We start from the raw sequence: 26256 nt of genomic DNA, 5'->3' as shown, positions 1-26256 counted from the left end.
GATTCATAACGACGTTTACTAGCAACCACAACCCATTCTCTCGCGCCCGCAATGAGACAGCTAAAAATCAGCAAGCAGATCACTAACCGCGAAAGCCAGTCGCTGGATAAATACCTCCAGGAGATTGGTAAAGTGGATCTGCTGACCCCCGACGAGGAGGTAACGCTGGCGCAACGCATCAAGGAAGGTGACCAGCAAGCGCTGGAAAAACTGACCAAGGCCAACCTTCGCTTCGTGGTGTCGGTGGCCAAGCAATACCAAAACCAAGGCCTCTCGCTGGGTGACCTTATCAACGAGGGCAACCTTGGCCTGATCAAAGCCGCCAAGCGTTTCGACGAAACCCGCGGCTTTAAGTTTATCTCCTATGCCGTATGGTGGATTCGTCAGTCCATTTTGCAGGCGTTGGCCGAACAGTCGCGCATTGTGCGTCTGCCCCTCAACCGGGTAGGCTCGCTCAATAAAATCAGCAAATCTTTCTCCGAGCTGGAGCAAAAATTCGAGCGGGAGCCTTCGCCCGAAGAAATTGCCGAAGTACTGGAGCTGACTACCTCGGAAGTGGTGGACACCCTCAAGATTTCGGGTCGCCACGTGTCCGTGGATGCTCCTTTCGTGCAGGGTGAGGAAAACCGCCTGCTCGACGTGCTCGAAAACGAGGACGAGGAGTCGCCGGATACGGGCCTGATGAACGACTCGCTCCGCAAGGAAGTGCAGCGCGCCTTGAGCACGCTCACCAAGCGCGAAGCCGACGTTATCACGCTTTACTTTGGCCTGAACGGGGAACACTCGCTCACGCTGGAAGAAATCGGTGAGAAATTCAACCTGACCCGCGAGCGGGTTCGTCAGATCAAAGAAAAGGCTATCCGCCGCCTGCGCCACACTTCGCGCAGCAAGGCGCTAAAGCCTTATCTGGGGTAGTTTTTACCCGCAAATATGTCAAAAACCCCGACCTAAGTGTTGGGGTTTTTTGTTGTTTTAGCGGTGCGGGCATTGGCCTGCTTTCTCTGGTATAAGGCGAAGTGTAGAATAAGGAACGATGGGCCAATGCCCGCGCTACGAGCCACTTCTTACCTTTGCATCCCCAACTCAATTTTTCACGGCGCGAGCATACCGCTTTCGCTACGACCACTCTCATGGCGACTATCACTCCGGAACACATCAAGTGCCTGATTATTGGCTCCGGCCCGGCCGGTTATACGGCGGCTATTTACGCGGCCCGCGCCAACCTGGCACCGGTGATGTACCAAGGCCTGCAACCGGGCGGGCAGCTTACGATTACGAACGACGTGGAGAACTTCCCCGGCTACCCAGACGGTATTATGGGCCCGGAGATGATGGAGGACCTCAAGAAGCAGGCCGCCCGTTTCGGTACCGATATCCGCTACGGCATTGCCACGGCAGTAGACTTCTCGGGCCATCCACACCGCGTCACCATCGACGAGAAACTAGACCTGACGGCCGATACGGTCATTATTGCGACTGGTGCTTCGGCGAAATGGTTGGGGTTGCCTTCGGAGCAGCGCCTGAACGGTTCGGGCGTCTCGGCTTGCGCCGTGTGCGACGGATTTTTCTACCGCGGCAAGGACGTAGCCATTGTGGGTGCCGGCGATACGGCCGCTGAGGAAGCGACTTACTTGGCCAACCTCTGCAACAAGGTGTACATGATAGTGCGGAAAGGGGAGATGCGGGCTTCGAAAATCATGCAGAAGCGCGTACTCGACAACCCCAAGATTGAAGTGCTTTGGAACACCGTGACCGACGAAATCCTGGGCGAGCACGCCGTGGAAGCCGCTCGCGTCAAAAACACGCTCACGCACGAAACGCGGGACTTGGCCGTTGAAGGTTTCTTTGTGGCTATCGGCCACGAGCCTAACTCCAAGATCTTCCAACCCTACCTGCACCACGACGAGCAGGGCTACCTCAAAACGCTGCCTGGCACGTCGAAAACCAACGTTGACGGCGTATTCGCCTGCGGCGACGTGCAAGACTACACCTACCGCCAAGCTGTAACGGCCGCCGGCACCGGCTGCATGGCCGCCCTGGACGCGGAGCGTTATCTGGCTGGGATAGGCGGGCACTGAAATGAGAGAATGGGTGAATGAGTGGATGAGTGAAGGTCGTGCAATGGCTTTTACAGCGTCTACCTATTCACTCATTCACTCATTCCAACATTCACTCATTACATCTCTTGCTCTTGCTGCATTTTTTGAAACACTGGCTGCTGCCGCTGCTACTGATCGGGCTGTTTCTAGGCTTGCCCGGCCAGCTGCACGCCCAGCGCCGCAAAACGCCGGAGCCCAAAGCCAAGGGGGGCTCGGCGGGCAAGCGGAAAGACTTCTTCCGCATCAAATCCCCAACTATTCGCTACGTGCGGCCCGATACTACTATTCTGATTGAAACGGAGGAGCTGCCCGACGAAGCCTCCGACGCGGCCAAGTCCATCTTCTTCAACCCGGCCAAAAAGCTGTCTATCGTGAGTGAGGATACCACCACGCTCAACGAAGGCGAGCAGCAAATTGTGGAGGTGAAGGAAGAGGTGCAGATTGATTCCTCGTGGATTCAGGTGGCGGGCTATTACGCCATCTGGGACACGCACAATATCAACCCATACCGGGTGGATGGCCGCCGTATCCGGGACACGCTCAACCTCAAACTCACGGACCCTGAGCGGCAGCGCTACGCCAAAATGCCCCTCGTCAAAACCCCACTCACTTCTGATTTCGGCTTCCGGGGCTACCGCTGGCACTACGGCGTAGACCTGGACCTGGAAACCGGCGACTCGGTAAAAGCTGCCTTCGATGGGGTAGTGCGCATTACCAAGTGGGACGGCTCCGGCTACGGCAACTACATCCTGGTGCGCCACTACAACGGCGTCGAAACGCTCTACGGGCACTTGCAGAAGTCGCTCGTGACGCCGGGTACCTTCGTAAAAGCCGGCCAGCTCATTGGCTACGGTGGCAGCACGGGCCGTAGCACGGGCTCGCACCTGCATTTCGAGGTGCGCTACGAGGGCAACCCCATCGACCCGGAGCGGATGTACGACTTCCCCGACTACAAGCTCATCAAAGACAACTTCCAGATTACGTCGGCGCTGTTCAATTACTACAGCAAGGCATTGCGGTACCGGGGTGGCAGCGTGCCGGGCGCGGGCAGCCGTAGCGGCTCAGGCCGCCCTTCGGCCGCCCGGCGTACCGTCACCCACAAAATCCGCTCCGGCGACACGATATCGGAAATCGCGGAAAAGTATGGCGTGTCGCAGGCCCAGTTGCGGCGCCTAAACGGCAATGTGAAGACGCTCCGGCCCGGCCGCTCGTTGCGGGTTAAGTAGACAGAGTGACGCGTCTTTATTAACTCAGCCGCACATAAAAGGGGTTATCGATACTGTCGGTAGCCCTTTTTTATGCGCGGTTAAGTTAGCGGCCGAAAGCTGAGGCTGTTTAACAAAGGGTGAAAACGCGCATTCCGTTGCCTGAGGGCACTTTAGTGAAATTATTTTCAAAAAAGGCTTGACCGTGGACTATACTCCACGGTGTTTATTGAGGGCGTTACTTCCAATCACCTCTAAACCCTCAAGTCCAATGAATACTCCTCACTTAGCCCTCGTGACCGGAGCCAACGGCCACCTCGGCAACAATATCGTTCGGGAGCTACTGCGGCAGGGCATTCCGGTACGAGCCGGTGTGCGCAACCCCAAGAATACCGCGCCTTTCACCGACCTCGCCTGTGAAGTGGTGCCGCTCGACATCACCAACGTCGATCAGCTGCGGGCCGCAATGGTGGGCGTGGATACGGTGTACGCGGTGGCGGCTTCGTTTAAACTGTGGGCTAAAGATCCGCAGCGCGAAATCTACGACGTGAACATGGAGGGCACCCGCAACCTGATTGAGGCGGCCGCCGCGGCCGGGGTGCGGCGTATCGTCTACGTCTCGTCCATTGCTTCGGTGAACTACGCGCAACTGCCTACCTCGGAGGCCAACGGCTACAACCCGGACCGGCGCAACGTGTATTACAACTCCAAGAACGACTCCGAAAAACTGGCCCTGGCTTTGTCCAAGCAGCTCGGAGTGGAGTTGGTGAGCGTGTTGCCGGGCACCATGATTGGCAGCGAGAACTTCGGGTTGAATGAGTCGTACCAGATCCTGGCCAATATTTACCAGGGTAAGCTGCCCATCGACCCGAACATTTACCTCAACTGGATTGACGTGAAGGACGTGGCCAAAGCCTGCGTGACGGCCGCCACCCAAGGCCGGCCTGGCGAGCGGTACTTACTGGCTCAGGAGAAGGGCACCAGCATCCGCGACACCATACTGCTGCTCAATAAGCTCTTCCCCGAGCACCCGCTCAAAACCCCGCCGCGCTTGCCCCGGCCGCTGATGTGGGGCATGGCCTGGCTGATGGAAACCGGGGGCAAGCTCGCCGGTAAGGCACCGCTGCTCCAAACATCGTACGTGGATATGTTTTGGGGCCTGCGCCTGGACTACGATATCAGCAAAGCCCGCCGCGAACTGAACTTTGCCCCGCGGCCCGTCGAACAAACCGTGCGCGAAGCCATTGAGTATCTGCGGCAGCACCCGAAGCTGCTGGCCCAGGCGTAAGCTAGAAACCCCAACCATCAGCAACGAGAACCTATGCTCATCGGTGAAATTGTGGAGAAAACCGGCGTCTCGCGCGACACTATCCGGTACTACGAGAAAATGGGGCTGCTCCAGGCAGAAGGTCGCCCTTCGAAGTTCAACAACTACAAAGCCTATCCCGCCACCACCATCACCCGGCTCACGCTCATTCAGCGAGCAAAAGACCTCGGCTTCACGCTGGCCGAAATAGCCGACGTGCTTGATTTGTGGGCGAACGAAGAATTGCCAGCCGCCGAGAAACAGGCGCGCATGGCTGGCAAGCTGGCCGTTATTGATGAGAAAATCCGGCAGCTAGAAGCCATGCGGACCAATTTGCTCCGTAGCATAGATGAGGTGCTAAACAACTGCTATGACTGACAGAGGCTTAAGCCGCCGGAGAGAAGCCGCAGCTACCTTGGCACCAGCGCCCCATAGGCAGGTTGGCTGGGCCGGTGTGCGCTGCCAGCCGTAGAGGCGAAGGTGTTGAGCCAGTTATTTCTTCGACCTTCGCTGGCTGAACACCCATTCCCTCTCTCAAGTACATGAAACTAGATATCCTGGCCCTGGGCGCGCACCCCGACGACGTGGAAATGTCCTGCGCGGGTACGTTGCTGGCGGCGGCGGCGGCCGGCAAGAAAATAGGCATCGTCGATTTTACGCGGGGCGAGCTGGGCACCCGTGGCACGCCGGCCATCCGCGCCGCCGAGGCCGAGGCCGCCAGCCGTGTCCTGGGCTTGAGCGCCCGCGAAAATCTGGGCCTGTCCGACGGCTTCTTCCGCAACGACCGGGAACACCAATTGCCGCTCATTGCGGCCCTGCGCCGCTACCAGCCCGACGTGGTACTCTGCAATGCCATCCACGACCGGCACCCCGACCACGGCCGCGGCTCTCAACTGGCGTCCGAAGCCTGCTTTCTGTCGGGCCTGCGCATGATCGAAACCCTCGGGGCTGACGGCCAGCCGCAGGCGCCCTGGCGCCCGCGCGTGGTGTACCACTACATCCAGGACCGCCAGATTCCGGCCGATTTCGTGGTCGATATCACGGCGCATTGGGCCGGGAAGTGGCAAGCCATCCAGGCCTTTCAGAGCCAGTTTTTCAATCCCAATAGCTCGGAGCCGGCTACTTACCTGTCGAGCCAGGAGTTCAGCAAGTTTATGGAAGCTCGGGCCCGCGAGTTCGGCCACCTGATTGGAGTGGAGTTTGGGGAAGGCTTCACGCGCGAGCGGCCGTTGGGTGTGCGTGAGCTGACGGAACTGCTATAAAGGCCTTTTTAGCTCCTATGCACAGATTTTAGAAGTGGAGTTGCGTGGTTTTGCACCCGCACACTCTGGAAGTTACGTGAGCACGGCGGCCAGGGGAGCGAGAATTTACTGGCTAGATTGAAACGGGGAGCTTACTAATTCCGTTGAGCCTAAACTTATACGCCACACCTGGCCCGTACTCTGTTGTGGGAAGCCCGGCGTCTGCCATCTAACCACCTGCCATGCACCACATCATTTATATGAGTTCAGCGGTACACCCGCCCGTTCCCGATGCCGAGCTGGGCGACTTGCTACGGCAGGCGCGCAATTTCAACGCCGAAAACGGCATCACGGGCGTTCTACTGCACTGCGATGGGGACTTTTTGCAAGTAATGGAAGGCGAGGAGCAGATACTGCAAGACTTGTACGCCAAAATCTGCGTCGATACGCGCCACCAAAGCGTGATTAAGCTCGCCGACAAGGAAATCCGGGAACGTAGCTTTGCCGATTGGTCGATGGCGTTCCAACCCGTATCACCACCCGAATTCGCCAACGTGGTCGGCTACATGGACCCGGCAAAACTCGATTTTCGGGACCAAAACATGGGCGCCGCCGATGCGCTGCTACTCCATCTGGTGCAGTCTTTCGTCCTGAAAATGGAGCCCTCGAGAATAGAGTCCTTGAAGTAAAACAGCGCCTCAAGTGCCAACAAGAAAGCCCGGCCAAACTGGTCGGGCTTTCTTGTTAAAGCGAATCAGTTACGAAAGGCCGTCATGCTTCGGCTTCGCTTAGCATGACGATTCAGTTTGCTTCTACCGTACGCCGAGGCGGTTACGCTTCCAACCCGAGCCGGTCGTCGTTGAGGCTTCTGAAGTGGCCGCCGTGGCGGGTTTCTTTTCTTCTAGCAGCTTGGCTACGAGCACGGCCGCGAGTCGGGCGGTGGCTTCGTCGGGTGCCCCGGCCTTGAGGGTTTCGGGTGTGAAATGGTCCCGGATGAAATTGGTGTCGAAGTTGCCGCTCACGAAGGCCGGATGCCGGAGCACGTAGCTACCGAAGCCGAGCGTAGTTTCAATACCCGTAATCTGATACTCGTCGATGGCGCGCAGCATGCGGGCTATGGCTTCCTCACGAGTGGCCCCGAAGGTGACGAGCTTGGCAATCATGGGGTCGTAGTAGATGGGAATATCCATGCCCTGCTCGAAACCATCATCGACGCGCACGCCGGGACCCTGGGGGCGCACGTAGGTGCTGAGCGTGCCAATGTCGGGCAGGAAGTTGTTCTGCGGGTCTTCGGCGTACACGCGCAGCTCCAGGGCGTGGCCCTGAATGTGGAGGTCGGTTTGCTGGAAGGGCAGGGGCAGGCCCTGCGCTACTCTAATTTGCTCTTTTACCAAGTCGAGGCCCGTGATTTGCTCCGTTACCGGGTGTTCCACCTGGAGGCGGGTGTTCATTTCGAGGAAGTAGAAGTTTTTGTTCTCATCGAGCAAAAATTCCACGGTGCCGGCGCCGGTGTAGTCGCAGGCGCGGGCCACGTCCACGGCGCACTTGCCCATAGCGTCGCGCAGCTCCGGCGTGAGCACCGACGAAGGCGCCTCCTCAATTACCTTCTGATGACGGCGCTGAATGGAGCACTCCCGCTCGAACAAGTGCACGATGTTGCCGTGCTCGTCGCCCAGCACCTGGATTTCGATGTGGCGGGGCGAGCCAATGTACTTCTCGATAAAGACGGCCCCATCGCCGAAGGCCGAGGTGGCTTCCGACACGGCCAGCTGCATCTGCTCCTCAAACTCGTGCTCGGCATTCACCACCCGCATGCCCTTGCCGCCGCCGCCCGCCGAAGCCTTAATTAGAATGGGGAAGCCGACTTCGCGAGCAATGCGCTTAGCTTCTTCCACGTCCGAAATGGCGTCTTCGGTGCCGGGCACCATCGGGATGCCGTATTTCGACACGGCCTGCTTAGCGGCCAGCTTTGAGCCCATCAGCTCCATAGCTTCGGGCGAAGGCCCCACGAAAATCAGCCCCGCTTCCTTCACCATGCGCGCAAAACCGGCATTCTCACTCAGGAAGCCGTAGCCGGGGTGGATGGCATCGACGCCAAGCTGGCGGCACACTTCCAGGATCTTGTCGCCGCGCAGGTAGCTTTCCGAGGAGGCGGGCGGCCCCACGCACACGGCCTCATCAGCGTAGCGCACGTGCAGGGCGTTGCGGTCGGCTTCGGAGTAGATAGCCACGGTTTGGAGGCCCATTTCCTTGGCCGAGCGAAGCACGCGCAAGGCAATTTCGCCCCGGTTGGCGACGAGCAGCTTGGTGATTTTTTTCATGAGAATGGTTTAATGGCTTAATGGCTGCATGGTTAAATGGTTGGTCGTTCAACGAGTCGTTAGAACAAGGTATAGCGGCGGACACCTCCGCGCAGCTTATGGCTCTGGCCGTTCAACGAGTCGTTAGAACAATCAACCATTTAACCATTAAACCATGCAGCCATTTAACAATGCAGCCATCAAGCCCCAAAGAAACGCCATTCCGGCGGCTCCGTAAAACGCGCCGACGTATTTATCGGGCTCCGATTTAGGGCTGGCGGCGCGTATTGCAGTAGCTACGTCCGCAGATTGCCATAACTTTGTACATTACCTGAGAGTTAGGCTTTCACGCACAACGCTCGTTTTCCTTTCACATTCAACCCGTTCCCTCGTGGATCTATTTGAGAAGATTGCCGCCAACCGCGGCCCGCTGGGCAGCCACTCGCACTATGCGCACGGCTATTTCACGTTTCCGAAGCTGGAAGGCGAAATCAAGCCCCGCATGATTTTCCGCGGCAAAGAGGTACTCACCTGGAGCCTGAATAACTACCTAGGCCTAGCCAACCACCCCGAAGTGCGCCGCACCGACGCCGAGGCCGCCGCCGAATTCGGCATGGCCCTGCCCATGGGTGCCCGCATGATGTCCGGCAACTCCAACCTGCACGAGCAGCTGGAAAACGAGCTAGCCGAGTTCGTAGGCAAGCCCGACTGCATGCTGCTCAACTTCGGCTACCAGGGCGTGGTGTCCATCATCGACGCCATGGTGGGCCGCCACGACGTGATTGTGTACGACGCCGAGTCGCACGCCTGCATCATCGACGGCGTGCGCCTGCACCAGGGCAAGCGTTTCGTGTACACCCACAACGACATGGCCAGCCTGGAGAAGCAGTTGGAGCGGGCCCAGCGCATCATCGACGAAACCGGCGGCGGCATTCTCGTGATTACGGAAGGTGTGTTCGGCATGTCGGGCAACCAGGGCGACCTGCGCGGGGTGCTCGCGCTGAAGGAGAAATACCAGTTCCGCTTGTTCGTAGACGATGCCCACGGCTTCGGGACGATGGGCGCTACGGGCGCCGGAACGGGCGAAGAACAGGGCATTCAGGACGGTATTGACCTTTATTTTTCGACGTTTGCGAAGAGCATGGCGAGCATCGGTGCCTTCGTAGCAGGCCCGGAGAACGTAATTGAATATTTGCGCTACAACATGCGCAGCCAGATTTTCGCCAAAAGCCTGCCCATGCCGCTCGTAGTGGGCGCTTTGAAGCGTTTGGAGCTGCTGCGCACCCGTCCCGAGCTGAAGGAAAACTTGTGGACCGTGGTACGCGCCCTGCAAACCGGCCTGCGCGAAAAAGGCTTCAATATTGGTACTACCACCTCGCCCGTAACGCCGGTGCTGTTGCAGGGCCAAATCCCCGATGCCACGCAGATTACCTTCGATCTACGTGAGAATCACGGTATTTTCTGCTCTATCGTGGTGTATCCGGTGGTGCCGAAAGGCGTGATTATGCTGCGCCTGATTCCGACGGCGGTGCACTCGCTCGACGACGTTGCTATCACCATTAAGGCCTTCGAAGCGGTACAGGAGAAGCTCAATAAAGGGCTTTATTCCAAAGCAGAGATTCCTGCCGGACTGCAGGCCTAGTTCAGACTTTGCTAAATACAAAAGCCGGCTCCACGGGTGGGGTCGGCTTTTGTATTTAGTACTATTCCGAGTTGAGGCCTGGCGGCTAGCTCGTTATAGAGGAGTTTATTTAGGTAGAAAAGTGCCCCTCCGAGCTGCAAAACGGGTTTGAGAAAAAAAATAGAAAAATTGCTTGTATTTGAAATCCCTGTATATTAGGCCCGGATAAACTAATTTTTCCACTCCACACAACCCCCTCACTCATGAGCAATTTCAGCCAACTCAAAGACCTCGTAATGGGCCTGGAAAGCGACTTCGAGAAGTTCTACGACAAGAACAACTCGGCCGCTGGCACTCGCGTGCGCAAAGGCATGCAGGAACTGAAGAACCTGGCACAAAGCATCCGTACGGAAGTACAAAACGCTAAAAACAGCGCTGCCGGTGCTGGTGCTTCTACTGGCGCTGCCAAAGCTGCTCCGGCTGCTAAGAAAGCCGCTCCGGCCGCTGCTGCTAAGAAAGCTGCTCCTGCCAAGAAGAAGTAGTCCGGTTCGCTTGTGCGAGCCACGAGCGAGTTGCCTACAAAAAAGGCCCTGCCAGATGGCAGGGCCTTTTTCGTGCGCTTGTGGCGCGACCTTCAGTCCGCCGCCCCCTCTTGGTTGGGAAAGCCGCATACGACGTGGGCGGCAGATTAAATTCCGGGCCACATCCGGCGTCAACCGCAGCCTGAGCGGGGGCAGCGGACTAAAGTCCACGCCACGTTTCACACCAGTTTGATAAGGAAGTAGCTTTTGCCTTTCTGCGCCACCAAGTACTTATCGAGCAACGGGGGTACGGCCGTGGCCTGCTGCTCAACCGTGACTTTCTGGCGATTGAGCTTCACGCCGTTGTTCTGCACCATTTTGCGGGCCTCGCCTTTCGAAGAGAAAATAACGCCGCCGGTGGCCGTGCTCAGCAGCGACACGGCGTCGAGGGTGGCTAGTTCGGCGCGCGGTACTTCCACCTGCGGCTGGCCGGCAAACACGTCGAGTAGGGTGGCCTCGTCAAGGCTGCTTAGCTTGCCGCCCCCGAACAGAACCTGCGAGGCCGCCAGGGCCGCTTCGTAGTCGGCTTCGGAATGCACGCGGATGGTAACGTCCTTGGCCAGGGCCTTTTGCAGCACGCGCAGGTGCGGCGCCTGCTCATGTTCGGCTTCCAGCGCCTCGATTTCCGGCTGCGAGAGAAGCGTGAAGACCCGGATGAGTCTTTTTACTTCGGTGTCGGCGGTGTTGAGGAAGAACTGGTAGAATTGGTAGGGCGAGGTCATGGTGGGGTCGAGCCACACGTTGCCGCCTTCTGTTTTGCCGAACTTGGAGCCATCGGCTTTGGTGATGAGCGGCGTGGTGAGGGCGTAGGCGCGCGCCTCGCTGCCTCCTATGCGCCGAATCAGTTCCGTGCCGGTCGTGATGTTGCCCCACTGGTCGGAGCCGCCCATTTGCAGGGTGCAGTTCAGCTCCTTATAGAGATGGTAAAAGTCGTAGCCTTGCAGGAGCTGGTAGCTGAACTCGGTGTAGGAAATGCCCTCCACGCGCTGCTCGCCCGCCTCAGCTCCATCAGACTCTGCGGCACCAATTCGCCGCTTCACCGATTCCTTGGACATCATGTAGTTTACGGTGAGGTGCTTGCCCACTTCCCGTAGAAACTGTAGGAAGCCGAATTCCTTGAACCAGTCGTAGTTGTTGACTACCACGGCGGCCGTCGGTCCAGGGGTGAAGTCCAGAAATTTTTCGAGCTGGGCCTTGATGCCTGCTTGGTTGCGGCGCAACGCCTCTTCATCGAGCAGGTTCCGCTCGGCCGACTTGCCCGACGGGTCGCCGATCATGCCCGTAGCGCCGCCCACCAGGGCCACCGGCCGATGGCCCGCGCGCTGCAAATGCACGAGCAGCATAATAGTAGCCAGGCTGCCAATGTGCAGCGATACGCCGGTGGGGTCGAAGCCGATGTAGCCGGAAACGGGCTGCTGGGCCGCTAAGTGTTCTGCCGTGCCGGGCATGGCATCTTGCAGCATGCCGCGCCAGCGGAGTTCGTCGAGTAGATTCACAAGGAGTGAATGAGTGGATGAGTGAATGAGTGGGCAACAACAACGCTTCTGATGAAGCATGTGCCGCTCCCGCGGGTCCGGCAAAGGTAGCCAGCAAGCTTCCAATCACCAGAAATGATGTCTGCTGAACAACCCGCTGTATTCCGAACAATGGGTTGAAACCTGCAAAAAATCAACACCACAACGGCGAACACAGGGTAGCTACCCGACTTCCGTACCCGCGCCTGGTTCCAGCCAGTGTACACGGTTAGTCAGCCCGGCCTCGGCAAATACGCGGGCCACTTCCGTGCGGGGCTCCTGAAAATGCGCCCAGCCTTCGTAGTGCGCGGGTACGAGGACGGCGTTGCGGAAGGCTCGGGCGGTTTCCAGTGCTCCGGCCGCATTCATGGTCAGGTCCACGGGGCCGACGGCCTCTACCTGGGCCGCGCCGAGGTTCACCAAGGCGATGCGCACGTCGAAGCGCCGGGCAACTTCGGCCACGCCCTCGTACCAAACGGTGTCGCCGGAGATATAGAGCGCACCTTGGGGTTCATCTTCCCATTGCAGCACGAAGCCCGTTACGTGGCCGCTGAATTGCTCGGCGCCTTCTGGTCCGTGCCGCGCCGGAGTAGCCGTGATGGTGAGGCGCCGCCCATCGGGGGCCGTGAGGTAGGTGGCATCCCACGGGGCCAGCCCTTGCGCGTTCGGGCCGAGGTTGGCGGCGCTTTGCGGCGTGGTAAATACGTGCGCTACGGTAGGCAGCAACTCCCGGCCGGTCTGGTCCAGGTTGTCGCTATGTTGCTCGTGGCTGAGCAGCACCGCATCGAGCGGGCCTACTAGTTCGGCTGCCAGGGCCGGACCGCTCACTTTGTGCAGCGTGACGGGCCCAAGGTGATACTCCCTGCCGGCCGGGTCAAAAGTGGGGTCCGTGAGCAGGCGCAGCCCGCCGACTTCCAGCAGGACGGTGGGCCCGCCGATTAGCGTTAATTTTACGTTCTTCATAACCGGGTTTTAAGGTGAATGAGGGAGTGGGAGCATCTGGTAGTGGGGCCACCTGCTTCCGGTCTTAAAAGTACCGGCGGCTTCTTCGCTTCCTCCAATCGCCACCTTTTGGTGACCTGGATACTTTTCGGTGTCTTATGACTTACAAGGATTTTGAGCGGTGTGCCGTCAACGTAACCGTTGGGATGATAGCGGGCAAGTGGAAGCTGGTCATCATGCAGCACCTGGCAGCGGGCGAAATGCGCTTCGTAGCCTTGTGGCGGGCCCTGCCGCGGGTGTCGAAGAAAGTGCTGCTGGAGCAGCTGCGGCAGCTAGAAGCCGATGGCTTGGTAGGCCGGCAGGAGTACCAGAAGTTTCCGCCCGAAGTGGGCTACCATCTAACGGAGACCGGCCATTCGCTCATTCCCGTGCTGCAAGTCATCGACCACTGGGCCGCTGTGCACCTGCCGGATAAAACGGTCTACCGCCCTGACCATTGAGGTTGGTTTGTGGTTTATGGTTGTTGTGTTGGTTTATGGCTCAGGTGAGTTTAGGATAGGACAAGCTGTAACTAGAACCCAACCACCACAAACAACCTGGCACCCTGCGCCACCACAGTCACCTGCGTAACAGCAGGGAAATACACGAGCCCGCCCCCAATTCTTCATTCTCAATTCCTCATTGCCTTGACTCTTTCGCCCGACGAATTGCTGAAACAGATTCAGCAGCGCCAATTTCAGCCGGTGTATTTCCTACAAGGGGAGGAGCCGTACTACATCGACCTCATCGCCGATCTGCTCGAAAAAAACGTGCTGCAAGAGCACGAAAAGGGCTTCAACCAGGTGGTGCTCTACGGCAAGGACACCGACGTAAACGGCATTCTGGGCCAGGCCAAGCGGTTTCCCATGATGGCGGAACGCTCGGTGGTTATCGTGAAGGAAGCGCAGGCCGTGGCCGATCTGGAATCGGAGAAGGCGTGGCCGTTTCTGGAGGCTTACTTGAAGAACCCGCTGCAAAGCACGGTGCTAGTACTTTGCTACAAGCACAAAACCCTGGATGCTCGCAAGAAGCTCGGCAAGCTGCTCGCCGGCGACAAGAAAGAGCCCGCACCGGCTGGTACGGTGCTGCTCACCAGCAAGAAGCTCTACGACAACCAGGTGCCGCAGTGGCTCACGGGCTATGTGCGCAGCAAAGGCCAGCAAATTACGCCCCAGGCTACGGCTTTGCTCTCCGAGTACATCGGGGCGGAGCTGGGCCGACTGACCAACGAGGTCGACAAGATGCTCATCAATCTGCTGCCCGGCCACGCCATCGACGAGGACCTGGTGCAGCGCATGGTGGGCATCAGCAAAGAGTACAACATCTTCGAGCTGCAAAGCGCCCTCATCCGCCGCGACGTGCTCAAGGCCAACCGCATCCTGCTCTACTTCGAGGCCAACCCCAAGGGCAACCCGCTCATTCCCAACCTGACGCTGCTCTTCAATTACTTCTCGCGTCTGCTGGCTCTGCACCAGTTGCCCAACCCCACCGACGCCGACTGGAAGCGCCTCAACCTGGCCAACGCCTACGCCCGCCGCGACTACCAAACCGGCCTCAAAGTGTTCGATTTCCACCGCACCCGCGACATCGTGCACCTCATCCGCCGCGCCGACGGCCAAAGCAAAGGCATAGACTCCGGCTCCATGACCGACGGCGAAATCCTGCGGGAGCTAGTCTGGCTGATTCTGCACCCGGTCCCACTGCACGCGGTGGTGGGGCTGTAGGGAGGGTTTTCGCTGGTTGCGAGGCAGGTGGCGTGGGCGGTGCGGGTGTCCCAGGGCTGAAGCCCTGGGCTACGGAGCGGGGAGTAAGGGCAAGTGGTAGCCGATGCAGCTATATCATGTTAAGGAGGTCGTAGGTGAAGCCCCAGCAGGGCGACATGTCGGTGGTCAGGCTATTGCCATACCAGTTCAGAGCCCTGTAGGGGCGACACCAATCGGGGGAAGGTTTGTGTCGCCCCTACAGGGCTTTATCTAATATTGCGGGCGGTGGTTCTACCGATATGCCGCCCCGCCGGGGCTAGCTTACGACTTTTCTAATTTAGACGAGGATGTTTCGCTACGTAGCCCAGGGCTTCAGCCCTGGGACCCCGCACCGTCCGCGCCACTCGCGCCACGCCGCACAGAGAACAAAAAGAAATTTTTCTGCGTTACGAAGAAAAATTTCCATAGCTTCGGCAGACAATTCGCAAGTGCCATGGCCACAACTGTAGTAAAAGCAAAAATCACCACTACGCTTCCGCCTTCGTTGCGGAAAAAATGGGCCGCGTGGAGCCGCACCGGGCAAGATTCCTTTGCCCTCGTGATGGAAGCCCGCAAAGGCCTGCCCGCCGCCACCGCCTTCGAGGTGGCCGATGCCTTTCAGCTCCAGGCCAGCCAGTTGGAGGCTATCTATGAGCTGTCGACGAAGACGCTGCGCAGCTACACCCAGGAAAACAAAAACCTGAACGCCTCCAGCAGCGAGAAGACGCTGAAAATAATTGCGCTCTACGAAACCGGCGTGGAGGTATTCGGCGACGCGGCCGCGTTTCTGCGCTGGCTCAGCAAGCCCGCCCACGGCCTCGACCACGAAGTACCGTTGCGCCTGCTCGAAACCAGCGGCGGCATTGATCTGGTGGAGGAGGAGCTAACCCGCATTGCCTACGGCGACCTGGCCTAACGATGCAGGTATACCGCATCTGCCTGGCCAAATACGCCGATGATCTGTTTGCCTCCGGCCGCCGGGCGCGCTGGAACACCCAAGACAAATTCGTGATTTACACGGCTTCCTCGCGGGCTTTGGCCTGCCTCGAAAACGTGGTGCACCGCAGTGGCGAGGGCCTGAGCGAGCAGTTTCGGGTGCTCGTCATCGACGTGCCCGACGACCTGGCCATCGAGGAAATACCGGCCGCCCAACTGCCCGTGGGCTGGGAGAAAGCAAGCCGCTACGCCCTCTGCCAGCCCCTGGGCGACGCCTGGTACGAGCGGCGCCGCGCGGCCGTGTTGCGCGTCCCCTCGTCCATCGTGCCGCAGGAGTTCAACTACATCCTGCACACCCGCCACCCCGATTTCAAGCGTATCCGCATCGTGGCGCGCGAGGAGTTCAGCTTCGACTCGCGGATTAAAGCCGCGCAGCCGGAGTAGCGCGAAGCTCCCGCTTCGCGTATCGTTGCTGACTGCCGCGCCGTACGAACAGCACGCGCCGCTCAACCATCAATCGTTCAACGATGCGCGAAGCGGGAGCTTCGCGCTACAGCTATCTCCCATGCAAGTCCTCGATATCATTCCCATGTCGCCAAAAGAAACCTTCCTTGTGGGCCACCTCGAAGGGCCGGTGCAGCCGGGGCCGTGGGAGCTGCGGGTGAACGGCGAAACGGTGGCGACAGTGGACGTAGTAGGCGAGGCGGAGATTGAGGCCAATACCAAAGGCAAGCTAAAGCCGCCGCGCGTGCTCGTCTGCAAGGGCCGCGTCGATAAGAGCCGCATCGATTTCACCCGCGACGAGGTGACGTTGGTGAGGGAGTAGTGGGATGAAGGATTAAGGATGAGGGATTAGGGTAGTGGGACAAACAGCCCTGGCCCCGCGCGAGTCAGTATGCGAGGCCCAGGCGTAGCTGGTGGCAGGACGGCGGCCAGCGCGGCAGCCGCGTTCAAGAGGCCCGCTGCCTGGGCGTGTAGCCGATGGTAGCGCGTTACGTCGGGCGGCCCGCGGCCCCCTATGTGCAATCGGACGACGAAATAACAAGGGTGCCATTTTTATGGACGGTCAGCTGCAATTCCTGGGTGGCATCGCTGCCTCCAAACCCGCACGTGAACGTGTATACATTTCCTTTTTTGGACACCAGCTTAGGCTGCATTACTTTTTTGCCTTCGAGGCCGGAGTAGCTGCTGATCATGTGATGGTACACCTCGTTTAGCGCCAACTGCCTGAACGCATACACATGATCAAAGCAGCCGTCAAACGCAGTGACCGAGTACGTAGCGTTGGTGTATTCCGTGATGTCCTTGGTCGCATATACACCTGGGACGGGTTTATTTCCGGACGTTGTTTGCTGTTTTATGGTGCGGCTGCTCTTTTCGGCCCCCAGCAAATCGATGTACGGCATTCCGCTGCTGCTCTTTTTGACGGCCGGCTTTCTGGTGGTTAGGTCAGAGCTAAAAACGTAGCCCGTACCCGCCGCCGTTGTCACTTTCAACCAATTGCCCGGCAATGCAAAGTCCGCCCCGATCTGCTTCACCTCATTCGAGGGAATGGTTTGCTGCGCATTCACGGCACTACCGATTGGCAGGCTGCGCACTGTTTTGGAGGCGAAAGAAGGCTTCTCGTGCACCTCGGCCCCCGTGAGGGCCACCACGTAGAATGTTGCGGGGGCCTTGGCGGCATCCGTGGTAGATGCGGCCGGAATCATACTCATCAGAAGGCCGTACAGAAACGTTTTCATAAAACGGGTAGTTGGGTTGATACAAAATTTCTTGCCGCGGCGGGACCCCGGCAGCTTTGAAAGGTAGGCCGGCAAGCTACGCATTGCCTAGCCTTATTCAAGGATTGGCATGTATTATTTTAGTTCAGCTAGTAGCAGAACCAGGCCCGTGGAAGCCATGACTCCACAGGCAGTTCCACTGAAAAGACGAGAGAGCCACGACCAGGAAGCCATGCGCCCTGAAGCATGATGGCGTAGCCCATGCATGCCTGGCGCTGGCTTGTCGGGCGCCCCGCTGCGTGGTTCAGTGCGAATCGCCGCTTTGCGAAGGAACACGACCGAAGAATCTGGCGCGGCTGGAGTTTCTCTTCGGCCTCTACCAGCAGCTCCGCGCCCCGGTACTGGGCGTGGCAGCTAAGGGCAAGCGCCGCTAAACAGCTGGGTTCTACTCTAGATAGATAGTTTGCGGCGGACGTAGCGGTAGTCTTCCGCTGAACTCAGAGACAACGCCGCAGTTGTAGCTACCAAAACCTGGTAGATTTAAGCAATGGCTACCCTACACCTCGACCAGCAAATTCCAGTTTACTCCCTAGCGCCGCCGGATGCCGCCGGCAGCCGCTTATTTCGGTTGTCCCGCGTGGAAGGCACGCCGGGCTACCCCTCCGAGATGCTGCTCCCGCATCGTAAGGATTATTACCTGCTGTTTTTCGTCCGGCGCGGCGGTAGTCGGCACTGGGTGGATATGGCGCCCTATGTGCTGAAAGACAACGCGTTTTACTTCACGACGCCGGGCCAGCTGCAAGTAAAAGAGGAATCCCGGGCGCTGTGGGGCACCAGCCTGGTGTTTACCACCGAGTTCCTGGCTTTGCAGCAGAATGCCTCCCTGGCGAAGCTGCCGCTGCTGCAAAACCCGCAGAACGGGCACGAGCTGCTGCTTACGCCGGCCGACGTGGCTTTGGTGGAAGACCTGCTGGCTAAACTCGAAGCCGAGTACCAGCAGCCCGGCGAGTGGCAGCAGCGCATGCTCACGGCCTACCTCACCGTGTTGCTCACCTACCTCAGCCGGCTGTACACGGAGCAGTTTCCGGCCGCGGAGCCGCCAACCGACCAGTTGCTGCTGCGACAGTACCGGGCCAAGATTGAGGAGTGCTTCCGCGAGCTGCACGAGGTGGGCGCCTATGCCGCCTTGCTCCATGTTTCCGCCCGGTATCTGGGCGAGGTGGTGAAAGCGCAGAGCGGCAAACCAGCCATTGCCCACATTCAGGAACGCCTGGTGTTGGAAGCCCGCCGCCTGTTGTTCCACAGCCCGCAGTCGGTGAAGGAAATTGCCTTCGACCTGGGCTTTGCGGACGCGTCTTATTTCAACCGCTTCTTCAAGCGCGAAACCGGCCTCACCCCGGCCGGGTACCGGGCCAGCAGCCGGAAAATGTACCAGTAATGCCGCCGGATGTGCTACCGGCACGTCGGGAGAGCCGAGTAGCTTTGCCGTATGAAAAAAGCACTCATCACCGGAGCCAACAAAAGCATTGGCTTCGAGACGGCCCGCCAGCTACTCCGCCAAGGCTACTACGTGTACCTCGGCAGCCGCAACCTCGCCAACGGCCAGCAAGCCGTGGCCCAACTGCACGCCGAAGGCTTCCCCCATGTGGAGCCCCTGCAAGTTGATGTGTCGGATAGCGCCTCCATCCAGGCCGCCCGGCAGGCGCTGGGCCAGAAAACAGAGGTGCTCGACGTACTCATCAACAATGCCGGCATCAGCGGCGGGTTTCCGCAAACCGCCCTCGCCACCGACCTCAGCGTGTTCAGGCAGGTGTTCGAGACCAACTATTTCGGCGTGATAGCCATGACCCAGGCCTTCATCGACTTGCTGCGGCAGTCGCCGGAGCCCCGCATCGTCAACGTGACGTCGGGGCTGGCGTCGCTGACGCTGCACAACGACCCGACCTGGAAGTATTACGCGGTGAAGAGCGCCGTGTATGGCCCATCTAAAACGGCCCTGAACGCCTACACCGTGGTGCTGGCCTATGATCTGCGCGACACTCCATTTAAAGTAAACGCCGTGGACCCGGGCTACGTCGCCACCGATTTCAACCATCACCAAGGCCCCGGCACCGTAGCGGAGGGCGCCGCCCGCCTCGTAAAAGCCGCCATGCTAGGCCCTGATGGCCCAACGGGCCAGTTTTTCAGCGATGATAACGCCCCGGAAACGGGCATCAGCCCGTGGTAAATTAAGAATGAAGAGTTGAGAATGAAGAATTGGTGCAACCCGGCCCGGCGTAGGTCGCGTAGCCCATTCTTCATTCGGCTCCGGGCAGGCGGCTCAAAGCCGCCCGCCCGGTCGCCGCCCAAATGAGGACGCTAGAACGAGAAACGTAAATGTCAACTGGCTTCGACCGGGCGGCTTTCCGCCTGCCCGGTCGAAGCCAGAGAACCGAGCTACTGAAGCCGTTGGGCTAACCGAAAAGGGGGTAATCGACTTCAACGAGGAGACGATTACCCCCTTGCTTGCTACAGGCCAAGATGCCGCCACCTAAATGCGGTGGATGTGCGGCACTCCAGCCGAGCCTGATTTACCTTTGACGACGGCAGCCTATTGTCGATCGTTGAAGTGTAAACCCATAATTAAAAAGCATCCGAATGGCGAGTGTTGAAAACGATGTGCTCAAGCAGGCGGTGGAGTCGCTATATACCGTGTTCAGTATTTACCCACTCACAAGGGTGGAGGGGTGCCATTGTTGCGTTACGGAGGAAGACAACGCGGTGCTGTTTGCCAAAGACCTGCGCGACTTAACCGAAAAAGATCTGAGCAGGTATTCGTTCAAAGCCATGACCACGTGGGGAGATACCAACGACTTCAAGCATTTTTTGCCTAGAATCTACGAGTTGACGGCGGAGTTTAGGGAGCCCTGTGATGCGTTTGTCGTCTTCAACAAGCTGGAATACGGTGCCTGGCGGACGTGGCCGGCAGAGGAAATCAACGCATTAGAACGCTACTTTATCGCCCTTTGGAGGCTTCTGCTGGTTAATGAGGAGGGACATTTCTTTAATTATTTTACGCCATTGGCCAATACCTATCCCCGTTTTGATGAGTTGCTTCATATCTGGGAAGAAGCGGAGAGTGATAATGCCTTCGCGCTGTTGGCGGAAGAAATCAATTGGAACAGCGCAAATGTTTTTAGTCGCAAGCATCTTGATGATCCTATCCGTAGCAAAGACTTCCATGAATGGGTGAAATCAAAGAAGGTGAGGGATAGATTATTCGATGCTTTCCATAGTTCCCAGGACGAAGCAGTGGCCGAGAAACTTGGAATGGCATATGACCTTATTGAAAACAATATAAAAGCCAGTCGATCAAGATAGACCAGTAAATCCAGGTTTATAGAGTGGTTTTCTACTATAAACCTTCAGCCGCTACGCGGCTATGCCGCAACTTGGTTCAGCAATAACTCCACACTTCATCTACCAGCTAAGCAAGCAGGAGGAATGTGAAAGCCGCCCGCCCGGTCGCCGCCGAAACGAGGACGAATAAGGCTGGTGCAACGGCAGCTTACTTCGACCGGGCGGGCGGCGGAAAGCCGCCTGCCCGGATTGGCCGGCTCATACTCAACCGCTCCTCACCACACCAAACCAGCTCCTCCTGGCGTTAGGGGAGGCGAAAAGGCCGATTCCGGGGCACCTGCCCCGAACTTTTCGCTACTTTTGGCCCTATCCGGCCCGTGGGGGCCGCTTCCCGTAACGCCAAGCAATGAAGTTTATTCCCCGGATTGCGCTGGCCGCTTCCCTCAGCGCCGTGGCCCCGATAGCCGCTCAGGCCCAGCAAACCCAGGTGTTCGCCTCCGACGAGCGCCACTTCCAGGAAGGTTTGGAGCTGTTCGACCGTGGCAAGTACGGCGCCGCCCAGCAGGCTTTTCAGCGCTACCTCGACCTCACCCAACGCCGCACCGGCGAGCTGCGCGACCGCACCGTCGACGCCGAATACTACTACGCGGTGTCGGGCCTGTACCTGTTCCACCCCGATGCTGAGGACCGGATTCTGGCCTTTGCCACCCAGAACCCGGCCCACCCCAAAGCCGCCGTGGCTTTCTTTGAGCTGGGCAAGGTCTACTTCGATAAGAAGGACTACGCCAAAGCTGCCGACTACCTCCAGCGCGTGGGCGCCGACAACCTCAGCGGCGAGCAGCGGGCCGAAGCCGAGTTCAAGCTGGGCTACAGCTACTTCGCCCAGAAGGAGTTCGACAAGGCCAAGCTACAATTCGACCGCAACAAGCAGGGCGCGCACCAGTACCGCTACGCCAGCTCCTACTACGCCGGCTACCTGGCCTACCGCGCCGGCGACTACGCCGGGGCCCGTAAGGACCTGGCCGTGGCCGAGCAAAACGACGCCTACCGCCCCGTAGTGCCGGCCGTGATGAGCCAGATCTACTATAAGGAAGGCGACTTCGACGGCCTTATTGACTACGGCACCAAAGTGCTGGCCCAGACCCCGCCGCCGCAGTCGGCCGACGAGATTCAGCTGCTGGTGGGCGACGCGCTCTACCAGAAGCAGGACTTCAAGCAGGCCGCCACTTACTTCGATAAGTATGCCGCCGGTCGCAAGAAGATAGACCCGGCGGTGCAGTACAAAATCGGGTACGCCAACTACAAGATGGGCGACTTCAAGGGCGCCATCGGCAGCTTCAAAGGCGTGGCTGCGCGCCGCGACTCGCTGGGCCAGAACGCCGCCTACCACTTAGGGCTGAGCTACCTGCAAACCAATCAGAAGCAGCTGGCCCTGAATTCGTTCGACGCGGCCCGCAAAACCAATTTCGACAAGAACATCACCGAAAACGCCACGCTCAAGTACGCCCAGGTGAACTACGAGCTGGGCAACACGCCGGAGGTAATTGCGGCCCTGCGCGACTTCGGCAAGAAGTACCCGCGCTCCAAAAACCGCGAAGCCGCCGACGATATCTTGAGTGAGAGTTTCACCAACTCCTCCGACTACGCCCAGGCGCTCAACTACCTCGAAAACCTCGACGAGCGGAGCCCCAAGCTCAACGCCACCTACCAGCGCGTGGCCTACCTGCAAGCCGCCACGCTCTACAACAACGCCCGCTATTCCGAAGCCCTGCCGTTGCTCGACAAGAGCCTCAAATATCCGCAGGACGATGCGCTACGCGCCGCCGCGCAGGTGCTCAAAGGCGAAATCTACAGCGTGGGCCAGCAGTACCAGCCCGCCATTACGGCCTACGTGGCCGCCGCCCGCACGGCCCGGGCCGGCGGAGTATCGGCCGACGAGAAGGAGTTCGAGCAGAAAGCCCGCTACGGCCTCGGCTACGCCTACTACAACACGCAGCAGTACGACCGGGCCCGGCCCCAGTTTCAGGCCTACCTCCAGGACCCCGCCGCCAAGCCCACCGACCGCAACTACTACGACGTGACCCTGCGCCTGGCCGATACCTACTACGTGGCTAAAAGCTACCCGCAGGCCCTGGAGCTGTACAACAAGGTGATTCAGGCCAACGCCGCCGACAAAGACTACGCCTACTACCAGAAGAGCGTGACGCTAGGTTTGATGGGCCGCCGCGACGAAGCCGCCCAGACGCTGAGCACCCTGCTGCGCACCTCGCCCAGCTCCCGCTACGCCGACGATGCCGTGTACCAGCAGGCCCAGCTCGACTTCGAAGCCGGCTCCTTCCAGCAGGCCGTGGATGGCTTCACCAAGCTGATCACCAACCGGCCCAACTCGCAGCTCATTCCGCAGGCGTTGCAAAAGCGCGGCGTGGCCTACGCCAACCTGAACCAGCACGAAAAAGCCGCCGCCGACTTCAAGCAGGTGCTCAGCCAATACCCGCGCACCAAGGCCGCCAGCAGCGCCATTTACTCCTTGCAAGAAAGCCTGTCGGCCCTGGGTAAGACCGAGGAGTTCGACCAGTACCTGGCGCAGTTCAAGCAGCAAAACCCCGACAGCAAGGCCACGGAGAGCGTAGAATTTGAAGCCGCCAAATCGCTGTATCTCGCTGAGAAATACGACCAAGCTATTCCCCGGCTGGAGTCTTACTTGAAGCAGTACCCCAGCACCACGTTGGCCGCCGATGGCCGCTACTTCCTGGCCGACGCGCTGCTCCGGACCGGCAAGAAAGCCGAGGCCCTGCCCAAGCTCAAGGGCGTGGTGGAGGAAGGGAAGTCGGAGTTTGTGAACCGCGCCGTGGGCCGGGTGGCGGACCTGGAGTTTGAAAACAAGAACTACCCGGAGGCCATCAAATACTACGGCCGCCTGCGGGAAGTGTCGCAAAACAAGCGCGAAATCGCCAATGCCGGCCTGGGCCTGATGAAGAGCTACTACGAGAGCGGCGACTTCGAGGGCACCCGCCGCGTGGCGCAGGAATTACAGACCCAGGGCGCTTCGCCCACGGCCACCAACGCCGCGCTGCTCTACCTGGGTAAGGCCAGCTACAAAGCCGGCGACTACGACCAGGCCATTACGGAGCTGACCACGGCCGCTACCGCCGCGGCCGCCGACGAAAGCGGCGCCGAAGCCCAGTACTTGGTAGCCGATGCGCTATTTCAGCAGAAGAAATACCCCGAAGCCCTTGACGCCGCCTACAAGACCAACACCTCGAATTACGAGCTGTGGCAGGGACGGGGCTTCCTGTTGATTGCTGACATTTACGCCGCGCAGGGAGAGAATTTCCAGGCCCGCGCCACCCTCAACTCCATCATCGACAACAAGTTTCCGGTGGCTGAAATCGTGACTGGGGCCAAGCAGCGCCTTGCCGCCCTGCCCACCGACTCGCCCGCTGGCACCACTGGCGGGGGCAAACCCACAACCACCAAATCTACCACCAAGCCGACCACCAAAACCCCGCCCAAAGGTAAAACCGCCGGCCGTAGCTCCCTGGTGCCCAGCACCACCGAACCCACCGACACCATCACGAACCGCACCGACGGCCCCGTGGGCGAAGAAGAGTAGCGCGAAGCTCCGGCTTCGCGCATCGTTGCTGAGGTTGAACGACTAGCGTTCAGGCGGCGCGGACGATGCGCGAAGCTGGAGCTTCGCGCTACGGCGCTCCAACCAACGACTTCAACTCTACCTTATAGCGGCCTTACCAACGGTGTACGCCAGGCTCCCCCTCTCTTTGGGAGAGGGGGCCGGGGGGTGAGGCCAACGCTAGAACAACCTGTACACTGCTTAAAAACGCTGTAAATGACCCATTCGCATACGATTTTCGCGGTTTTACTGCTGGCGGCCGTGCCGGCCGCTGCGCAGGCCCAGCCCACCCGTGGCACCACGCCCCGCGGCAAAATTGAAGAAGCCGAAATTGAGATTGTGAAGGAGCGCGTGAACCAACTACCGGAAGCCACCCGCAACTTCGAGAAAATCAAGGTGGAGCCGCCGGCCAAAACGGCGGCCAAGGTGCCCTATACCTACCCCGATTTCCGGCGCCCCGCCGACCGGCTCAACCCCTCGGTGCGTGTGCTTACCATTCGGGCCGAGGAACCCGCCCCGCAAACCGGCAATTACCTCAAGGCTGGCATCGGCAACTACGGCACCTTCCTGGGCCGCGCCCACCTGCACAACACCCGCAGCAGCGACGCCTCTTACGGTCTTGATATCAACCATTTGTCGTCGAGCCGAGGGCCGATTGACAAGAAAAACTCCGGCCAGAGCCGCACCAGTCTGGGCGTGCACGGCGAAACCTACAGCGGCACCACGGCCCTGGGCGGCAAGGTGGACATCGGGCGGGAGCGGTACAACTTCTACGGCTACAACCGCAACCGCCCCGTGCTGCCCGAGGCCGACGACCTGAAGCAGAACTTCTTTCGGGCCGACGCCAAGGTGTACGCCCGCAACCGCGCCACCGACGCCCAGTTTCAGTACGACGTGGCCCTGGGCTTCCGCCACTGGAACGACCGGTTCAAGGCCAAGGAAAACAACGTCTACGCCGAGCTGCGCTCCAGCTACGGGCTCACCGACGCCAGCCGCGTGAGCATCAACGGCGACTTGTCGTTCATCTCCTTCAAAGACTCCCTGAGCTACAGCCGGCCGCTGGTGCAGGTGACGCCCGCCTACGAGCTGACCCTGGACCGCCTGGCCGTGTCGGTGGGGGCCACGCTGGGCTACACCGGCGACACCATCCGCGACGTGTCGCAGTTCAAAGTGTACCCGGCCGTGCGGGTCGGCTACACCGTGTCGGAAGACAAGTTTGTGGTGTACGGCGGGCTGGGCGGGGCCTTGCAGCGCGTGACCATGTACGACCTGACCACCGAAAACCCCTGGCTGGCGCCCAACCAGCGCGTAGCCGACACCCACCGCGGCCCCACGGTGTACTTTGGGCTGAGCGCCACGCCGGCCCGCGCCTTGGAAGTAAACGCCAAGGTGACGTTGAGCAACGACCGGAACCTGTACTTCTACCGCAACTCCCGCCGCGACTCCACCAAATTCGACCTCGTTTACGACAAGAAAGCCACCCAGCTGGTCAACATTCACGGCGAAATCATCTACAACGCCGCCGAGAAAACCCGCATTGGCTTTAAAGCCGACTACAACGGCTACAACGTGAAAACCCTGGCCGAACCCTTCCACCGGCCGGCCTTCCAGTCGGTGCTGTTTGCCACCCACAACGTCTACGACAAGCTGCTGCTGGGCGCGGAGCTCTACACTTACAGCTCCAGCTACGGAACCTTGTACCGCCGGCCCGTGGGAAACCCGGCCCTGTCGGCACGCGAATACGTGCGCTCTACCGACTCTGTTGTTGACCTTAACCTGCGCGGAGATTACCGGATTATGGAAAATCTGTCCATCTTTGTTCTGGGCAATAACCTGCTCGGCCGCAAGTACGAGCGGTTCCTCAACTACCCCGTGAAGGGAATCAACGTGCTGGCCGGGGCGACCTACGACTTTTAATCTCTGCCTTGAGTTGAAGAACTTTCTGTCATCCTAGAACCAGCGCAAAGGACCTTGTCAGCACGGGGCGAAGACGTTAGCTCGCTTCGTTCTGGCCGGACAAGGTCCTTTGCGTTGCTTCC

General features: G+C 59.4%; 22 protein-coding genes and 1 pseudogene. 19 read left to right on the top strand and 4 right to left on the bottom strand.

Annotation, left to right across the window (positions count from 1 at the left end; genetic code table 11):
* Positions 1–51: 51 nt before the first annotated feature.
* From ACYSMN_RS04845 to ACYSMN_RS04815, 7 genes are all read left to right on the top strand, one after another.
* Positions 52–915 (top strand): sigma-70 family RNA polymerase sigma factor, encoded by an 864-nt coding sequence (locus ACYSMN_RS04845; RefSeq protein ID WP_022823752.1) that lies wholly within the window; start codon positions 52–54, stop codon positions 913–915.
* Between the two features lie 215 nt (positions 916–1130).
* Positions 1131–2078, top strand: a complete 948-nt coding sequence (trxB, locus tag ACYSMN_RS04840; RefSeq protein ID WP_488922716.1) for a thioredoxin-disulfide reductase — start codon at positions 1131–1133, stop codon at positions 2076–2078.
* Positions 2079–2203: 125 nt separating this feature from the next.
* The gene (locus ACYSMN_RS04835) at positions 2204–3325 is read left to right on the top strand and encodes a peptidoglycan DD-metalloendopeptidase family protein (protein ID WP_488922715.1); all 1122 of its coding nucleotides are present in this window, start codon (positions 2204–2206) and stop codon (positions 3323–3325) included.
* 250 nt (positions 3326–3575) lie between these two features.
* A complete protein-coding gene (locus ACYSMN_RS04830) occupies positions 3576–4592 on the top strand; it encodes an NAD-dependent epimerase/dehydratase family protein (protein ID WP_488922714.1) in 1017 nt (338 codons plus the stop codon).
* Positions 4593–4625: 33 nt separating this feature from the next.
* Positions 4626–4988 (top strand): MerR family DNA-binding protein, encoded by a 363-nt coding sequence (locus ACYSMN_RS04825; RefSeq protein WP_488922713.1) that lies wholly within the window; start codon positions 4626–4628, stop codon positions 4986–4988.
* A 164-nt stretch (positions 4989–5152) separates the two neighbouring features.
* Positions 5153–5872, top strand: coding sequence for a bacillithiol biosynthesis deacetylase BshB1 (gene bshB1 / locus ACYSMN_RS04820; protein ID WP_488922712.1), 720 nt, complete (start codon positions 5153–5155; stop codon positions 5870–5872).
* Between the two features lie 221 nt (positions 5873–6093).
* Positions 6094–6540, top strand: a complete 447-nt coding sequence (locus ACYSMN_RS04815; RefSeq protein WP_488922711.1) for a BLUF domain-containing protein — start codon at positions 6094–6096, stop codon at positions 6538–6540.
* Between the two features lie 123 nt (positions 6541–6663).
* On the opposite strand, the gene accC is transcribed toward ACYSMN_RS04815, so the two are convergent.
* Positions 6664–8172, bottom strand: coding sequence for an acetyl-CoA carboxylase biotin carboxylase subunit (gene accC, locus ACYSMN_RS04810; protein ID WP_488922710.1), 1509 nt, complete (start codon positions 8170–8172; stop codon positions 6664–6666).
* 370 nt (positions 8173–8542) lie between these two features.
* On the opposite strand from accC, the gene ACYSMN_RS04805 reads away from it, so the two are divergent.
* Together ACYSMN_RS04805 and ACYSMN_RS04800 are read left to right on the top strand one after the other, a co-directional pair.
* Entirely contained in the window at positions 8543–9793 is a 1251-nt protein-coding gene (locus ACYSMN_RS04805; RefSeq protein WP_488922709.1) for an aminotransferase class I/II-fold pyridoxal phosphate-dependent enzyme, read from the top strand.
* Between the two features lie 242 nt (positions 9794–10035).
* A pseudogene (locus tag ACYSMN_RS04800) lies at positions 10036–10206 on the top strand (histone H1); the annotation flags it as partial.
* A gap of 326 nt (positions 10207–10532) precedes the next feature.
* Here ACYSMN_RS04800 and tyrS read toward each other — a convergent pair.
* Together tyrS and ACYSMN_RS04790 are read right to left on the bottom strand one after the other, a co-directional pair.
* Entirely contained in the window at positions 10533–11849 is a 1317-nt protein-coding gene (gene tyrS / locus ACYSMN_RS04795) for a tyrosine--tRNA ligase (protein ID WP_488922708.1), read from the bottom strand.
* 201 nt (positions 11850–12050) lie between these two features.
* Positions 12051–12830, bottom strand: coding sequence for an MBL fold metallo-hydrolase (locus ACYSMN_RS04790; protein ID WP_488922707.1), 780 nt, complete (start codon positions 12828–12830; stop codon positions 12051–12053).
* Between the two features lie 137 nt (positions 12831–12967).
* On the opposite strand from ACYSMN_RS04790, the gene ACYSMN_RS04785 reads away from it, so the two are divergent.
* The 5 genes from ACYSMN_RS04785 to ACYSMN_RS04765 all read left to right on the top strand — a co-directional run bounded on the left by ACYSMN_RS04785 (position 12968) and on the right by ACYSMN_RS04765 (position 16352).
* Entirely contained in the window at positions 12968–13309 is a 342-nt protein-coding gene (locus ACYSMN_RS04785) for a winged helix-turn-helix transcriptional regulator (protein ID WP_488922706.1), read from the top strand.
* Positions 13310–13495: 186 nt separating this feature from the next.
* Positions 13496–14572 carry a DNA polymerase III subunit delta gene (holA, locus tag ACYSMN_RS04780; RefSeq protein WP_488922705.1) on the top strand — a complete coding sequence of 359 codons (1077 nt, stop codon included), beginning with the start codon at positions 13496–13498 and terminating at the stop codon, positions 14570–14572.
* Between the two features lie 472 nt (positions 14573–15044).
* Positions 15045–15506: an Xre family toxin-antitoxin system antitoxin gene (locus ACYSMN_RS04775; RefSeq protein WP_488922704.1), complete on the top strand. Its 462-nt coding sequence runs from the start codon at positions 15045–15047 to the stop codon at positions 15504–15506.
* 2 nt (positions 15507–15508) lie between these two features.
* A complete protein-coding gene (locus tag ACYSMN_RS04770; RefSeq protein WP_488922703.1) occupies positions 15509–15970 on the top strand; it encodes an RES family NAD+ phosphorylase in 462 nt (153 codons plus the stop codon).
* Positions 15971–16091: 121 nt separating this feature from the next.
* Positions 16092–16352 (top strand): hypothetical protein, encoded by a 261-nt coding sequence (locus tag ACYSMN_RS04765; protein WP_488922702.1) that lies wholly within the window; start codon positions 16092–16094, stop codon positions 16350–16352.
* A gap of 190 nt (positions 16353–16542) precedes the next feature.
* Here the strand turns inward: ACYSMN_RS04765 and ACYSMN_RS04760 are convergent, their stop codons facing one another.
* A complete protein-coding gene (locus ACYSMN_RS04760) occupies positions 16543–17268 on the bottom strand; it encodes an SH3 domain-containing protein (RefSeq protein ID WP_488922701.1) in 726 nt (241 codons plus the stop codon).
* 526 nt (positions 17269–17794) lie between these two features.
* Between ACYSMN_RS04760 and ACYSMN_RS04755 the strand changes: the two genes are divergently transcribed.
* The 5 genes from ACYSMN_RS04755 to ACYSMN_RS04735 all read left to right on the top strand — a co-directional run bounded on the left by ACYSMN_RS04755 (position 17795) and on the right by ACYSMN_RS04735 (position 26134).
* On the top strand, positions 17795–18685 hold the full coding sequence (locus ACYSMN_RS04755) for an AraC family transcriptional regulator (protein ID WP_488922700.1): 891 nt from the start codon (positions 17795–17797) through the stop codon (positions 18683–18685).
* Positions 18686–18736: 51 nt separating this feature from the next.
* A complete protein-coding gene (locus ACYSMN_RS04750; protein ID WP_488922699.1) occupies positions 18737–19474 on the top strand; it encodes an SDR family oxidoreductase in 738 nt (245 codons plus the stop codon).
* Between the two features lie 410 nt (positions 19475–19884).
* On the top strand, positions 19885–20607 hold the full coding sequence (locus tag ACYSMN_RS04745; protein ID WP_488922698.1) for a hypothetical protein: 723 nt from the start codon (positions 19885–19887) through the stop codon (positions 20605–20607).
* A gap of 385 nt (positions 20608–20992) precedes the next feature.
* A complete protein-coding gene (locus ACYSMN_RS04740) occupies positions 20993–24199 on the top strand; it encodes a tetratricopeptide repeat protein (RefSeq protein WP_488922697.1) in 3207 nt (1068 codons plus the stop codon).
* A gap of 234 nt (positions 24200–24433) precedes the next feature.
* Positions 24434–26134 carry a TonB-dependent receptor gene (locus ACYSMN_RS04735; RefSeq protein WP_488922696.1) on the top strand — a complete coding sequence of 567 codons (1701 nt, stop codon included), beginning with the start codon at positions 24434–24436 and terminating at the stop codon, positions 26132–26134.
* Positions 26135–26256 lie beyond the last annotated feature (122 nt).

Source organism: Hymenobacter sp. M1-2 (assembly GCF_057808495.1).
The sequence above is the reverse complement of the archived record's forward strand: the minus strand, read 5'-3'. Positions and strand labels throughout refer to the sequence as shown.